The following is a 13,934-nucleotide window of genomic DNA, read 5'->3' on the forward strand; positions in this document are numbered from 1 at the left end:
TCCTGCGCCGTGGCGTTTTTTCATGATCGAGATTCGGGATCTTTCCCTGACCTACAAGGGCCCCACCGGGCCCGTCCATGCCTTGCGGGGCATCAACCTGCAGATCGAGTCGGGCGAGGTGTTCGGCATCATCGGCCGCAGCGGCGCGGGCAAGAGCTCGCTGGTGCGCTGCCTGAACCTGCTCAACCGCCCGACCTCCGGCCAGGTGCTGGTGGGCGGCCGTGACCTGATGCAGCTCAGCGATGCCGAGCTGCGCACGGCGCGCCGCGACATCGGCATGGTGTTCCAGCATTTCAACCTGCTGTCCTCGCGCACGGTGTTCGACAACGCCGCGCTGCCGCTGGAGATGGCGGGCATGTCGGCCGACGACATCAAGAAGCGCGTGGACCCGCTGCTGGACCTGGTGGGCCTGAGCGCGCTGCGCGACCGCTATCCGGCGCAGATCTCGGGCGGGCAAAAGCAGCGCGTGGGCATTGCGCGCGCGCTGGCCAGCCACCCCAAGGTGCTGCTGTCGGACGAGGCCACATCGGCACTGGACCCGGAGACCACGCGCTCCATCCTGGACCTGCTGCGCAAGGTCAACCGCGAGCTGGGCCTGACCGTGGTGCTGATCACGCACCAGATGCAGGTGATCAAGCAGATCGCCGACCGCGTGGCCGTGATCGACGGCGGCGAGATTGCCGAGCTGGGCCCCGTGATCGACGTGTTCACGCGCCCGCAGCAGGCCATCACGCGCAGCCTGATCGACGAGATCGTTCCCCAGCAACTGCCCGAGTCGGTGGCCGTGCGCGTGAATGCGCTGGCCGCCCAGCTGGCGCCGGGCCAGCAAGGCCGGCTGCTGCGCCTGTCGTATGCGGGCGAGAGCGCCTACCAGCCCATCCTGTCGCACCTGATCCGCGAGCTGGGGCTGGACCTGTCCATCCTGCATGGCCAGATCGACGAGATCCAGGAGCAGACCTTCGGCTCGCTGGCCGTCTTCGCCAGCGGCGACGCGGCCAAGATCGATGCCGCCGTGGATCATCTGCGCGCCACGGGCGTGCAGGTGCAGATCGTTTCCACCAGGGATTGAGCGATGTTTGAGAATTTTTCGGAAATGATGCTGGAGCTGTTCGTCAGCTCGCTGTGGGAGACCATCATCATGGTCGGCGTCTCTGGCTTGGTGGGCGGCCTGATCGGCATTCCCCTGGGTGTGTTCCTGCGCCTGACCGACCACGGCGGCGTGCTGCAGAACGGCCCGGCCAACAAGATCGTGGGCTGGATCGTCAATGCGCTGCGCTCCACCCCCTTCATCATCCTGCTGGTGGCCATCATCCCGCTGACGCGGCTGATCACGGGCTCGTCCATCGGCACCTGGGCGGCCGTGGTGCCGCTGACCATTGCGGCAGCGCCCTTCGTGGCGCGGCTGGTGGAGACCGCGCTGCGCGAGGTGGACAACGGCCTGGTGGAAGCGGCCCAGTCCATGGGTGCCACCACGGGCCAGATCGTCTGGAAGATCCTGCTGCCCGAGGCGCTGCCCGGCATCGTGGCGGGCCTGACCATCAGCTTCGTAAGCCTGACCGGCTACTCGGCCATGGCCGGCGCCATCGGCGGCGGCGGCCTGGGCGACCTGGGCATCCGCTACGGCTACCAGCGCTTCCTGCCCGACGTGATGCTGGCCGTGGTCATCATCCTGATCTTCTTCGTGCAGGCCATCCAGAGCCTGGGCGACTGGGCGGTGCGCAGGTTGAGCCACCGCTGATCCACACACCCCGGTGGCCGGCGCGGCCGGGGCGGCAAGCTGCCGCGAGATTGTCTGAAAGAGGGATTCCATGAAAAAGCGCGCATTGCTTCAATCGCTGGCCCTGGCCGCCGTCCTGCCCCTTGCCGGGCTGGCCGCGCTGCCGGCCCACGCGGCCGACGGCTCGGTCACCATCGGCGTGACCTCGGGCCCGCATGCCCAGATCGCTGAGGTGGCCAGGAAGGTGGCCGAGAAGAACGGCCTGAAGGTGAAGCTGGTCGAGTTCGGCGACTTCATCCAGCCCAATGCGGCGCTGTCGCAGGGTGAGCTGGATGCCAACATCTACCAGCACCAGCCCTTCATGGACGCCCAGAACAAGGACCGCGGCTACAAGCTCGTGCCCGTGGCCCGTGCGGTCAACCAGCAGATGGGCGTGTACTCCAAGAAGATCAAAAGCCTGGCCGACCTCAAGAGCGGTGCGCGCGTGGGCATCCCCAACGACCCCACCAACGGCTCGCGCGCGCTGATGGTGCTGGCCGCGCAGAAGCTGATCGAACTGAAGACCGGCGCGGGCGCGCGTGCCTCGGTGCTGGACATCACGGCCAATCCGAAGAAGCTGCGCTTCGTGGAGCTGGAGGCCGCCCAGCTGGCGCGCTCGCTGGACGACCTGGACGCCGCCGCCGTCAACAGCAGCTATGCCGTGGCCGCAGGCCTGTCGCCGCAAAAGGATTCGCTGGCGCTGGAAGCCACGGACACGCCCTATGTCACCGTGCTGATCGCCACGCGCGCCGGCCATGAGAAGGACGCCGGCCTGCAGGCCTTCGTCAAGGCCTACCAGTCGCCCGAGGTGCGCCAGTTCATCGACACGCAGTTCAAGGGCGCCTACACGGCGGCCTGGTAAGACCATGGGTGCCCTCGAATCCCCCCGGGTTTCCGACGCGGACTTCGTGGCCGCCATCGGCGTGCAATGGCAGCACCGCCCGCTGGCGCCCGAGCCCGGCCTGGCCGCGCTGCTGGCGCAGGCCCAGCTGGACGACGGCGGCAAGGCCACCGTCGTCCAGGCCGTGGGCATGCTGGTGGTCGACGAATGCGTGGCCCATGGCTACCACAGCATGGACCTGGTCGTGCTGCACCCGGACACGCCGGGCCTGGACCAGGCGCTGGACCGCTTCGACAAGCCCCACACCCATGCCGATGACGAGGTGCGCTACATCCTCGAAGGCGAAGGCCTGTTCGGCTTTTTCGATGCCCACGGCCAAGAGCGCGTGCTGCGCGTGCAGCCCGGCGACTACCTGCGCATACCGGCCGGCGTGGAGCACCGCTTCACGCTGACCGCCACGCGGCGCATCAAGGCGCTGCGCTTGTTCGCGGACACGGCTGGCTGGGTGGCGCAATATACCCAGCGGCCCGCCGCTGCCATGGAGGTGCCCGCATGAGCCTGCCGGTCCCGACACTGTTCCAGACACTTGACGAAGCGCTGTTCACGCGCGCCCAGGGCCTGCTCGACGAGGAATGGCTGGCCAAGGATGCCGACCTCGCCCCCGTGCTGCCCGTGGTGCTGGCGCGCGGCGTGGGCCAGGACTGGCACAAGGCCGGCACCTTCCGCCACCACCTGGCGGGCGTGGCGCGTTCGCTGGCGCTGTGGCGCCAGCCGCGCGACGTGCGCCTGCTGGGCCTGCTGCACAGCGTCTACGGCAACGCCTTCGTGGACCTGGTCAAGTTCGACGCGGGCAGCGAGCGCGGCCGCCTGCGCGAACTGGTGGGCGAGGGCGCCGAGCACCTGGTCTACCTGTTCTGCACCATGAGCCGCACGCAGTTCATGCAGAAGATCCTGGCCGGCGACCTGGCCGAAGACGGCTCCATGGCGCTGGAATCCGCAGGCCGCAGCCAGCGCCTGAGCGCCTATGAGGTGGCGGCCTTCACCATCGTGAGCATGGCCGATGCCATGGAGCAGTGGTTCAGCTGGCAGGAAGACATCTACTCGCAGTTTCCGCAGGTGCAGAACCAGCGGCAGCAGGGCGTGCACTGGGCGGCCTCGCTGTGGCCCGGTCCCATGCGGCCTGCCAGCCGCATGCTCAGCCAGATCAGCGACCTGGGCCGTGCGCTGCAGCACCCGGCGCTGCGCGCCCAGCTGCCGCTGCCGCCGGTGTTCGACCATTGCAGCCGGCAGCTGTCGCCCGGCGACGAGGCCGCTGCCGTGTCGCTGTACTGGTCGGTGATCCAGCTGGACCAGCCGCTGGTGGACCTGGACGCCGCCACGGCCGTGCTGGAAAGCGCCGTGCGCCTGAACCCCTGGGTGGGCGAGCCGCAGATGGTGCTGGCCCAGCTCTACCTGTCTGCCGGCCGCGCAGACGACGCCGCGCGCGCAGCCGCCAGCGCGCTGCAGTGCTTCTGCGGCTGGGGCAATGCCTGGGACAAGCGCGTGCAGTGGGACGCCTGGATCGCCTGGACGCGCATCCTGCTGCAGTCGGCGCAGCAGGGAAGCTGGCCCGAGCGCCTGGACAAGCTCAACAACCTGGCCCTGAAGGGCTGAGATGCAAAAAAGCCTGGCGCGAGAGCCAGGCTTTTTTGTGATGGGCGCGTGCCCGCGCCTTATTTGGCCGGCGCCGTCTCGGCCTTGGCGGCCGGCGCAGCGCTGGCGGGCGCGGCGCCGTCCTCGATTGCCTCGGGGTGCATGGGCCGGCGCGCATAGCGCTGGGCCAGCACGGCGCAGACCATGAGCTGCAGTTGGTGGAAGATCATCAGCGGCAGCACGATGGCGCCCACGGCGCTGGACTCGAACAGCACCTTGGCCATGGGCACGCCGCTGACCAGGCTCTTCTTGGAGCCGCAGAACACCAGGGTGATCTCGTCCTCCTTGGAAAAGCCCAGGCGGCGCGCCGTCCACGAGGTGATGACCAGCACCAGGGCCAGCAGGATGGACGACAGCAGCAGCAGGCCCAGCAGCGCGGGCAGGGGCGTCTGCTGCCACAGGCCACTGATGACGGCGGCGCTGAAGGCCGTGTACACCACCAGCAGGATGGAGCCCTGGTCCACGAACTTCACGCGCTTGGCATGGCGCGAGATGAAGCCGCCGATCACGGGCCGCAGCAGATGGCCCAGCACAAAGGGCAGCAGCAGTTGCAGCGCGATCTTGCCGATGGCCTGCAGCGCATCGCCGCCCTCGGCGCTCTTGTGCAGCAGCATGCTGACCAGGATGGGCGTGATCACGATGCCCATCAGCGTGGAGGCCGATGCGCTGCACACGGCAGCGGGCATGTTGCCGCGCGCCATGGCCGTGAAGGCGATGGCCGATTGCACCGTGGCCGGCAGCGTGCACAGGAAGAGCACGCCCATGTACATCTCGGGCGTGACCAGCGGCTCCAGCACGGGGCGCAGCGCCCAGCCCAGCAGGGGAAAGAGCACGAAGGTGGCCGCGAAGATGGTCAGGTGCAGGCGCCAGTGGCCTATGCCGGCAAAGATGGCCTCGCGCGAGAGCTTGGCGCCGTGCAGGAAGAACAGCAGGCTGACCATGAGCGTGGTCGCCACCTCCAGCCATTGCGAGACGGTGCCCGAGGCGGGCAGGAAGCTGGCCAGTGCCACGGTGGACAGCAGCATCAGCGTGAAATTGTCAGGGGCGAAGCGGGGGCGTGCCATGGGGAAACTCTCTCCAACTAACTATCGGTTCGTGCAGCCAGGCTGCAAGGCCCCGATTGGACGCCACGGCCATTGAAAAGAGAAATGGATTTATCTGATGGTTTTATAATTTTTCCGTATGAACATCAGCCTGCGCCAGCTGCGCGCCTTCCTGGCCGTGGCGGAAAGCCGCAACTTCAGCCGCGCGGGCGAGCTGATGGCGCTGACCCAGCCCGCCGTCAGCCGCAACGTCACCGAGCTGGAGCAGGCCCTGGGCGTGCAGCTTTTGCACCGCACCACGCGCGAGGTGGAACTGACCGACGCCGGCCGCCTGCTGCAGGGCCATGCCACGCGCGTGCTGGACGCGCTGGATGAATGCCTGCTCGAAGTCAGCGGCCTGGCCACCCAGCGACTGGGCAAGGTGCGCGTGGCCAGCAGCCCCACGCTGTCGGCGCACCTGATGCCGCGCTGCATTGCGCGCTGCCGCGAGCAGGCGCCGGGCATCGAGCTGCTGCTGCTGGACCGCATCCAGAGCGATGTGCTGCAAAGCGTGCGCAGCGGCGAGGTGGACTTCGGCGTGGTCATCGACCCGCAGGGCCGCGACGACCTGCACTGCGAAACCATACTCAGCGAGCCCTTTTGCCTGGTCTGCCCGGCCACGCACCGGCTGGCCCGCAAGCGCCAGGTAGCCTGGAGCGACCTGGCCGGCCAGCCGCTGGTGCTGCTGGACCACGCCTCCGGCAGCCGCCGCCTGATCGACGCCGCGCTGCAGGCCCACGACGCCGAGGCCGCCGTGGTCCAGGAAGTCGGCCACACCACCACCATCTTCTGCATGCTCCAGGCCGGCCTGGGCCTGAGCGTGGTGCCGGAACTGGCCGTGCCGCAGGAATGGCGAACTCCCGCGAGTGGCGCCACCACCCCCGACGCCCTCGCAAGCCGTCCCCTGCTGCCGCGCGTGCAGCGCGACATCATGCTGGTGCGCCGCCGCCAGCGCGAGCTGTCGCCCGTGGCGCAGAGCGTTTGGGATTTGATCAGGGGGGAGGCGGGGCTGCTGTGAGGCTGTGGTGGGCGAGGATCAATCCATGTGCCAGTTCAAGCACTGCAAGTCGGGCACACGAGAAAACTCCCGGATATTGCGGGTGACCAGCGCTGCCTGATGGCGCAATGCAGTTGCTGCGATCAAGGTGTCATGCGGTCCTATCGGCGTGCCCTTGGCCTCCAGCGCTGCGCGTATGCGGGCGGCATGAGTCGCGCATTCGCTGTCGAATGCCAGCAACTGCATGGGGCGCAGGAGTTGCACCAATGCCTCAAGACGAGGCGCGGAGGCGGCTGGCGGCAAGCGTTGCAGTCCATAACGCAGCTCGTACTCCACGATGGCCGGTACGCCGATGTCGGTGGGGCGCAAAGCCTGCAGGCGAGGCACTACCTGCGGGTCTCCGCGAAAGTAATAGCTGATGGTGTTGCTGTCGAGGATCAGCATGGCCGCATGTCAATAGCCGTCTCGAGGCACATCGGCGGCAACTGGAGCGTTATGTTCGTTCGCAAGAGGGAAATCGGCGAAGCGACCTGCCAGCTCAATGCAATCCTGAGGCCATTCATGCGCTGCGTACTTGCGAATGATCTCGGCGACCCAGCGGCTCTTGGACATGCCATTGGCTCTGGCCGCCTCTTCCACCAGAGCTTGGGTGGTGTCGTCCAAATAGAGTGTGATTTGCGACATGGCAGCTACTCCTTGAGCTGGGGAACGGGTTCAAAAAGTATATGTGCAAACATAATTGCCCAGTTCAAGACCCAGTTCCCCTACGAGGCTGGCGCATCACACAACACCCCCACAGGCCGCCGCATACGGCCTGATCGCCTCGCGCACGCGGTCCAGCACCAGCGCGTGGGGCGAGGGCGCAAGCCGCCCGGCGCGCACGGCCTGGTATTGGGCTGGCAGGAACTGGCTGAGCATGTTCTCGGGCAGGGTGCAGGCGGACAGGTCGTCCGGCAGCCGCGCCACGGCGGCGTTCACCGTGGGGTCGGCTGGTTCGGAGAGGCTACCGGCTGGCCGCGCCCAGGGCCACGACCACGGGCCGCTGAAGCTGCGCCGTCCAGGCCCGGTAGGTCCGGTGGGCCAGGGCGTTCAGCACGGGAATGCGCAGGTCCAGGTGACGCAGGATCTCGCTCTCGGTCTGCGCCGCGGGGCCGCGTGCGCGCAGCAGCTCGTCATGGCCTTCGGTGCACCAGGCAGCCACGCTGGCGGCGGTCACCTCCATATGGCCCTGGAAGGCCCAGTGCCGGCCATGTCGAAAACCCTTGTTCAGGCAATGGCTGCCGTACATGGTGCGCACGGCGCCGCGCGGGATCTCGAAGGTGTCGTAGTGCCAATGAAAAATCGTGGCCTCGCGCGGCAGGTCCATGATCTGCTGCGCGGCGGCCGTCACCCAGATGCGGCTCCAGCCAATGTTGGGGCAGGGGTTGCGCCAGACCCTGGCGCCCATGGCACGCGCCAGCATCTGTGCGCCAAAGCAGTGGCCGAGCACGGGGATGTCGCTGCGCAGCGCATCGACCAGCAGGGCTTGTTCATCCTCCATCCACGGCAGGCCCTCGTTCACGCAATGGTTGCTGCCCAGCACCACGATGCCGCTGTAGTCGCGCGCCTGCAGGGGCGTGCGGCCTTCCAGGATTGGATGCAGCAGGCGGTAGGGAACGCATTGCTGCTCCAGGTGTTCGCGCAGGACACCGGGGCCCTGGGCGGATTCGTGCTGGAGGATGGCGACAGGTCTCATGGCGGAATGGCTTCACGCGGGAAGCCTTTTTGTTGCGAGGCCTTCACTGTAGGGACGGGCGTCTCAAGAGCGGGTTGAGTTTGCGGCCCATGCCATCAAGAAGGCATTTAGCCCGGCAGGGACCGGACTTGCGCGGGTATGTCAACGCGCACGGTGCGCATCGAGGCTGTAACCCCTAAACCCCACGGCCCCCTTGCTGTGCAACGTCCGCTGTCCCCCGAAGGGGCGTTTTTTGCCTTGGGGCGGCCCAGCGACAAAAAATTGCTCTCGTCAAGTCCTTTGTGCAAATTACAAAAGGCTTGAAACGCTATATGGGGCGCCAGGTTAGCTCTATTTTGGGCCGCCTGAAGTGACTGCGGCGTCGTGGACTAGGGGTACGACTCACACTCATAGGTGACCAAGGACATGGGTAACAGATCCAAGCTTGGCAGCTGTAGCCAACAGCAGCCAAGGAGCGACCACCATGCCCTGGAAGGAGTGCGCACCCATGGACGAGAAACTGCTCTTCATAGCCGACCACCTGCGCGGTGGCGTGCCGCTGAGCGAACTGTGCAGGCGCTGCGGCATCAGCCGCAAGACGGCCTGCAAGTGGGTTGAGCGTTACCGCCAACTGGGCATGGATGGATTGCAAGAGCGCAGTCGCAGGCCTCACGGTAACAATCAGGCGATCAGCCACGCACAGCGCCGGGCCATCATTGAGCTGCGCGATCAGCGGTTCCTGGGCCTGTTGGCGCAAGATGCGGTCTACCTGGCTGGCATGTCCCTCGCAAAAAGCCGGGTCGCCCTAGGCCAGCGGGTAGCGCAGCACCTCTTGCAATGGAATGCGCTTGTGGCTGAGCACGGGATGGCGTGCCGGCACCGCCACCATCGGTTCGTCTTCCCATGCGGGCTCGACCAAAATGCCGTCGCCTGCGTCCTCGGCCATGGAGAAACCGGCGTCGTACAAGTCGTCATGCAGGCCCTTGATCTGCTGGGCCAGGGGCACATCGAACAGGCGGATCTCGATTTCGGGGTCTTCTTCGCGGCAACGGGCCAGCAAGGCCGGCAAGCGCGAGGGGTAGTGCCGTCGGACAGCGCAATGCGAACTGCCCGTGAAAGCCGTTGGCCGCCTTCACACTCTCACGCGCCTGCTCCAGGAACAGCCTACCCGCCAGCGTCAGCCGCGTGCTGCGGCTGGTGCGCACGAACAACTGCATGCCCAGGTCTTCCTCCAACTCGCGGATGGTGCGCGACAGCGGCGACTGCTCCATGTTCAGCCGCGCGGCGGCACGGGCGAAATGCAGTTCCTCTGCCACTGCCAGAAAACATCGCAGATGCCTGATATCCATGACAGTCTTCCTTTCTGTACCCCCCAAAGCCAGTCAACTTCACCGTGCAAAATTTTTGTGAAACCAACGAACGATGCGTCGGCCCTGGTGGCTTTCAAACCCTAAATTTTTCGGCGCAGCCGTAGCCCCGGCACAACCATGAGTCCAGATAACAGCAACATGCCCCACTGACTTAGCGTTGGAATGGCTGCTGGCCCACCCGCCATGGCCGGAGCCCCAGCGTCCACGATGCGGCCATTGGTGGCGTCCAGATCGTCGTCGCCCAGCGCGCCGTCGGTCAGCGTGAGCACCACGGTGTTGCCGCCCGCCGTGGCGCGGCTGTAGGCATACCAGCCCGCCGCCTGACCGGGGCGTGGGCCATGCTTCCAATACTGCGCGCCAGCGGGCAACGGCTGCGGGTAGGTGATGGTGATCTGCACCGTGCTGCCGGGTGTGCAGCCGTCAAGCACGAACTCGAACGGGTCGGCCGCCAGTTGCACCTGTGCAGGCGGCGCGGGCAGCGTGGCGGCGCTGATGAAGCGCGCGCTGCTGAAACTACAGGTGCCACCGCCGCCCGACACCGTGGCCTGCGCCGTGGGCTGCGGTTGGCCGGGTTGGCCCGGCTGGCTGGGTAATGGCAGCGCGGGCGTGGTGAAAGGGCCTGGCAGTTGGTACGCATCGCCGCCGCGCACCAGGCGCAGGGCCAGCAGCGCGGTCTTGTTGGCGGGGCTGGAGGCACCGTCGCCAAAATCCACCGTCCAGGCGCGTGTGGGCGCGGGGTGGTAGCTGGTGGACGACCAGTAGGCGCCCGCGCCCGGCGCGGCCAGATCGACGGTGGACTCCAGCTCGGTGCGGTTGGGCACGCGCCAGTCGGCTTGGCCTTGGTGGAGCGCGGCGTTGGCTTGGCTGGCCGCTTGCAGCGCCTGCTGCCAGGTGAGCAGCGCGGGGGCGCCGGTGCAGGCGCCCGATGCGGTCTGGCCCCAGGGGCAGGCGTCCCATTGCAGCGGGGCAGCCTGGGCGGTGCAGGCCAGCAGGGCTATGGCCATGGAGGTGAGGTGCTTCATATGGGTGGTACCTTGACCTCGAAGATTTCGATCGTCACCGAGGCAGGCGCGCTCTCGTTGCCATCGACATCGATGGCGGTGTAGGTGAACGTGTCGAAGCCGGTGAAGGTGCTGCTGATGGGCACGTAGCAGACGGTGGTGCCGAAGAAGCCCCAGGGGCTGACGGGGCCGGGCACCGGCGCGAGTCTGCCCGTGACGCCCATGTGCTGCACGGAATCGACGGTGTCGCCCAGCGGCACGCTGATGCTTTTGCGGGTGCCCGCGCTGGGGCCCTGCGCCGCCAGCGATTGCGAGCTGCCGACGTAATCGGTCAGGTACCCCTCTTCGGGATGTACCTTGATCTGGAACAGCGGCCAGTAGCGCAGCGGAAAGAGGACGTCGGTCTTCGGATCGGTGTCGATGTCGTGCGCGCTCAAGGTGACGGGGATGCAGGCGGCCTTCCAGGGGTGCTTGATGTTGACCTCGTCGGCGGTGGGCACGTGCTGAACGGCGATCTCGAAGCTCTTGACGGTGGTGTCTGCCCCGCCGCCCGCGGTGCCGCCGTCGTCTTGCAGCGTGACCTCGACGCGCACGCGCCCGGCGGACGAGGTCCAGTAGTAAACGTCCTGGCCCGCCAGCACGCCTTCGGAATAGATGCGGTGCAGCACGGTAAAGCGCAGCTCGCCCGTGGTGGGGTCGAGGGTGGGCGCCTCGTCAAACTCCAGCATCTTCACGCCCGGCACGGGCAGCAGGCGCACGGTGGCGATCAGTTGCTGCCCGGCCTCGCGCGCGGGGCCGGGCGTGATGCCGGTGGCCCAGCCGGGGTAGCTGCGCGGGCCGGGCATTTCGTTGTTGGACCGCACGATTTCCGCCGCGCCCAGCGTGAGGGTGGGCGGCTGGTTGGCGGGCAGCGCCACCAGGCGGGCGGCGTGGGCCTCGGTTTGCGCGATGCGGCGCGTGCCGCCGTCGGCAAAATCCACGGCCCAGGCTTGGCCAGCTTGCGCGTCGCTGCTCCAGTACGGCGCGCTTTGCGTGCCAGGGAATGCACTGGCCGGGTTGCTGGCGCCGTGGTGCACCAGGGTCAGCAGCTCGCGCCGCGTGGGCAGGCGCCAGCCGGTGGCGATGCCGCAGCGGTTGTCCGTGGCGCTGGCCGCCTGGGCCCAGGTGCGGGCGGGCAGCGTGTCGGCCGACCAGGTGAGGCCCGTGACGCGGTCAACGACGCAGCCGCCATCGGCCACGTAGTCGAAGGCCGCCGCGCCTGCCTGCGCGTCGCGGCCAAAGCGCCCGTCCTGGCCAGGGTGGGCGGTGAGCGCGGCGCAGGCGATGGCGGTGCCCGCCGTGTCGGTGCAGGCGGTCTGGCCGGTGTCGTTGCGCCCGCCGGGCAGGCCCAGCGTGACCGGCTGGCCCACCAGCACGCGCACGGCGGCGGGTGCGGATGTGCCGTTGGCCGAGGTGGCGGTGAAGCTGAAGCTGTCCGGCCCCCAGGTGCCGCTGGCGGGCGTGTAGGTGGCGGTGCTGCCTGCGATGGCCACGCTGCCGTGCGCGGGAGGCGTGGCCACGGCATAGGCCAGCGCGAAGGGGCCACCGGTGTTGGTGTCTTGCGCCGTCAGCGCCATGGGCATGGCCGTGCCGTGCGGTACGTAGTGGGTGCCGGGGTAGGCCAGCGGCAGCGCGGCAGGGGCCACGGTGATGCTGGCGGTGGCCACGTTGGAAGTGCCCCACACGGGGTGGCGGACGCGGAAGGTGAAGGCGTCCGGCCCCGCATAGCCTGCATGGGGCGTGTACGCCACGTAGTTGTACGGGCCAAACACCACGTCGCCGTGCGCGGGCGGGGCGACCGGCTCGAAGTACACCCGAGCATGAGAGCCCGCGTTGGGGTTGCGCCCGATCAGGCCCAGGTCTGCCAGGGTGTTGAAGCGCACGTGGAAGTGGCCGTCATACGCCACGGGGGCCACGGGCGGCTGCATGGTGATGCGCACCGTGGCGGGGGCCGACGTGCCGTTGGCCGTGCGGGCGGTGTAAGTGAAGCTGTCTTCGCCCACGTAGTCCGCATTCGGGTGGTAATTCGCCGCGCCATCGACGATGGCGTCCAAGCTGCCATGCGTGGGCGGCGACGCGATGGCGTAGGTAGCGGCATATGGCCCGCCGGGCGTGGCGTCGGTGGCCGAGAACGTGACGGGGCCCCAGATGTTGTAGGCCCGCTCGATGGTCAGAGGTGTGGCGGTGACCTGGGCCTGCGCGCTGCCCCACAGCAGGCACATGGCCAGCGCACATAAGCGGATCAGGTGGCGCATGGGCATGGGGTTGACTCCTGTTTCTATAGCTGCTTGTGCTTGATGTACGGGCGCTGGAGGCCAAAAAATCCCCAAATTATCAGCCCGGACAGCAGCACCCCCCACTGCGACAGCGTGGGGATGGCGGCAGGCATGGGCGGCGCCGCGAACACGGCAACCACGGCCCTGGGGGCTTGCACGTTGGTGAGCTGGCAGGTGGTGCCGCTGGCGCCGTCGCAACCGATGAAGTGGTCCAGGTGAAAGCCCTGCTCGGGCGTGGCCGTGCAGGTGGCGCTGCCGCCATGCTGCACCGTCGCCGGGCAGGCGATGGAGCCGCCGGCCGAGGCACTGGCGGTGATGGCGTGGTCGATCAGCACGAACTGCGCCGTGACCGTGCAGGCGGCGGTGATGGCGGCGGTGCTGTAGCCATCCACCCCCGGCGCCGTGGGCGTGCCGCCGCAGCCGCTGATGGACTGTGTGGCATGGCCGGCGGCCGGATGCGCAGTGCACGCCGCGACGCTGCCGTGCTGCGCCGTCGTGGGGCAGTCCAGCGTGCCGCCGTCCGTGGGATCGGCCAGGGCGGTGATGGCATAGGTGCTGGCCGCCAGCACGGCCTTGCACAGGCGGGATGCGTCCATCGTGGCGATGGCGCGCAAGGGATTGCTGCTGTCCGCAACGCAGCCTTCGCTCCACACGATCTGCTGGCCCGCGGGGGGCGCATTGGCGGTCAGCGCGACCACATCGCCTGCCGCATGGATGGCGCTGCAATTGGCACCGCCTGCGCTGGTGCAGGCGGCGATGCCGCCCGTGAGCGGAATGGGCGCGGCGCTGGCGTTCACCGTGACGCCCGCACCGGCCTGCACCGTGAGGGGCCAGGCACCATCGGCCGCGGCGGGGGCGAAGCCCCCACCCTGTCCATCGCGCCCCGCGCCGGCCGCGTTGCCGCCGATGGCTGCGGCGCATTCGGGTGCCAGGATGAGTGTGCCGTCGTTCCAGACGCCGCCCACGGCCCGGCCGCCGCCGCGGTACCCGGCACCGCCGCCGCCCGCCGCCAGGTTCGCGGTGACGGAGCAGCCCGCGCCCTGCAGGGTGAGCGAAGCGCCCGGAGCGTTGTAGATGCCGCCCGCCGCTGCGCCGCCGTTGCTGCCTGAGCCACCGCCTGCGCCGCCTCCGCCGCCGACCCAGGTGGTGCCCAGCACGGCGTAGCC

General features: G+C 68.2%; 14 protein-coding genes and 2 pseudogenes. 7 read left to right on the top strand and 9 right to left on the bottom strand.

Going from position 1 to position 13,934, the window contains the following annotated elements:
* Window positions 1–22: 22 nt before the first annotated feature.
* The 5 genes from A9976_RS13005 (at window position 23) to A9976_RS13025 (ending at window position 4,250) form a co-directional block, all read left to right on the top strand.
* Window positions 23–1,069 carry a methionine ABC transporter ATP-binding protein gene (locus A9976_RS13005; RefSeq protein WP_012205010.1) on the top strand — a complete coding sequence of 349 codons (1,047 nt, stop codon included), beginning with the start codon at window positions 23–25 and terminating at the stop codon, window positions 1,067–1,069.
* 3 nt (window positions 1,070–1,072) lie between these two features.
* The gene (locus A9976_RS13010) at window positions 1,073–1,738 is read left to right on the top strand and encodes a methionine ABC transporter permease (protein WP_012205011.1); all 666 of its coding nucleotides are present in this window, start codon (window positions 1,073–1,075) and stop codon (window positions 1,736–1,738) included.
* A gap of 70 nt (window positions 1,739–1,808) precedes the next feature.
* Complete coding sequence (locus tag A9976_RS13015; protein ID WP_141833261.1) at window positions 1,809–2,618, top strand: MetQ/NlpA family ABC transporter substrate-binding protein; 810 nt, start codon at window positions 1,809–1,811, stop codon at window positions 2,616–2,618.
* Between the two features lie 4 nt (window positions 2,619–2,622).
* Window positions 2,623–3,153, top strand: a complete 531-nt coding sequence (locus tag A9976_RS13020; RefSeq protein ID WP_183019356.1) for a cupin domain-containing protein — start codon at window positions 2,623–2,625, stop codon at window positions 3,151–3,153.
* Window positions 3,150–4,250, top strand: a complete 1,101-nt coding sequence (locus A9976_RS13025) for a DUF6817 domain-containing protein (protein ID WP_183019357.1) — start codon at window positions 3,150–3,152, stop codon at window positions 4,248–4,250. The genes A9976_RS13020 and A9976_RS13025 overlap by 4 nt, the downstream gene beginning before the upstream one ends.
* Window positions 4,251–4,309: 59 nt before the next feature.
* On the opposite strand, the gene A9976_RS13030 is transcribed toward A9976_RS13025, so the two are convergent.
* Entirely contained in the window at window positions 4,310–5,353 is a 1,044-nt protein-coding gene (locus A9976_RS13030; RefSeq protein WP_016448085.1) for a bile acid:sodium symporter family protein, read from the bottom strand.
* Window positions 5,354–5,471: 118 nt separating this feature from the next.
* Between A9976_RS13030 and A9976_RS13035 the strand changes: the two genes are divergently transcribed.
* Entirely contained in the window at window positions 5,472–6,389 is a 918-nt protein-coding gene (locus A9976_RS13035) for a LysR family transcriptional regulator (RefSeq protein ID WP_183019358.1), read from the top strand.
* A gap of 18 nt (window positions 6,390–6,407) precedes the next feature.
* On the opposite strand, the gene A9976_RS13040 is transcribed toward A9976_RS13035, so the two are convergent.
* The 4 genes from A9976_RS13040 to A9976_RS13055 all read right to left on the bottom strand — a co-directional run bounded on the left by A9976_RS13040 (window position 6,408) and on the right by A9976_RS13055 (window position 8,103).
* The gene (locus tag A9976_RS13040) at window positions 6,408–6,812 is read right to left on the bottom strand and encodes a type II toxin-antitoxin system VapC family toxin (RefSeq protein ID WP_013802843.1); all 405 of its coding nucleotides are present in this window, start codon (window positions 6,810–6,812) and stop codon (window positions 6,408–6,410) included.
* A gap of 9 nt (window positions 6,813–6,821) precedes the next feature.
* Complete coding sequence (locus tag A9976_RS13045; protein ID WP_183019359.1) at window positions 6,822–7,052, bottom strand: CopG family transcriptional regulator; 231 nt, start codon at window positions 7,050–7,052, stop codon at window positions 6,822–6,824.
* 96 nt (window positions 7,053–7,148) lie between these two features.
* Entirely contained in the window at window positions 7,149–7,346 is a 198-nt protein-coding gene (locus A9976_RS13050) for a class II D-tagatose-bisphosphate aldolase non-catalytic subunit (RefSeq protein WP_232245853.1), read from the bottom strand.
* 25 nt (window positions 7,347–7,371) lie between these two features.
* A complete protein-coding gene (locus A9976_RS13055) occupies window positions 7,372–8,103 on the bottom strand; it encodes a type 1 glutamine amidotransferase (RefSeq protein ID WP_183019360.1) in 732 nt (243 codons plus the stop codon).
* A 463-nt stretch (window positions 8,104–8,566) separates the two neighbouring features.
* On the opposite strand from A9976_RS13055, the pseudogene A9976_RS13060 reads away from it, so the two are divergent.
* Window positions 8,567–8,818: pseudogene (locus tag A9976_RS13060) on the top strand (helix-turn-helix domain-containing protein); the annotation flags it as partial.
* Here the strand turns inward: A9976_RS13060 and A9976_RS13065 are convergent.
* From A9976_RS13065 to A9976_RS13080, 4 genes and pseudogenes are all read right to left on the bottom strand, one after another.
* A pseudogene (locus A9976_RS13065) lies at window positions 8,804–9,431 on the bottom strand (LysR family transcriptional regulator); the annotation flags it as partial. The pseudogenes A9976_RS13060 and A9976_RS13065 overlap by 15 nt on opposite strands.
* A gap of 101 nt (window positions 9,432–9,532) precedes the next feature.
* A complete protein-coding gene (locus A9976_RS13070) occupies window positions 9,533–10,474 on the bottom strand; it encodes an IPTL-CTERM sorting domain-containing protein (RefSeq protein WP_183019361.1) in 942 nt (313 codons plus the stop codon).
* Window positions 10,471–12,753 carry an Ig-like domain-containing protein gene (locus A9976_RS13075; protein ID WP_183019362.1) on the bottom strand — a complete coding sequence of 761 codons (2,283 nt, stop codon included), beginning with the start codon at window positions 12,751–12,753 and terminating at the stop codon, window positions 10,471–10,473. The genes A9976_RS13070 and A9976_RS13075 overlap by 4 nt, the downstream gene beginning before the upstream one ends.
* Before the next feature lie 17 nt (window positions 12,754–12,770).
* The coding region (locus tag A9976_RS13080; RefSeq protein ID WP_409049542.1) for an InlB B-repeat-containing protein at window positions 12,771–13,934 on the bottom strand (1,164 nt) is incomplete at its 5' end.

This window comes from Delftia sp. UME58 (assembly GCF_014170385.1).
Taxonomy (GTDB): Bacteria; Pseudomonadota; Gammaproteobacteria; order Burkholderiales; family Burkholderiaceae_C; genus Comamonas; species Comamonas acidovorans.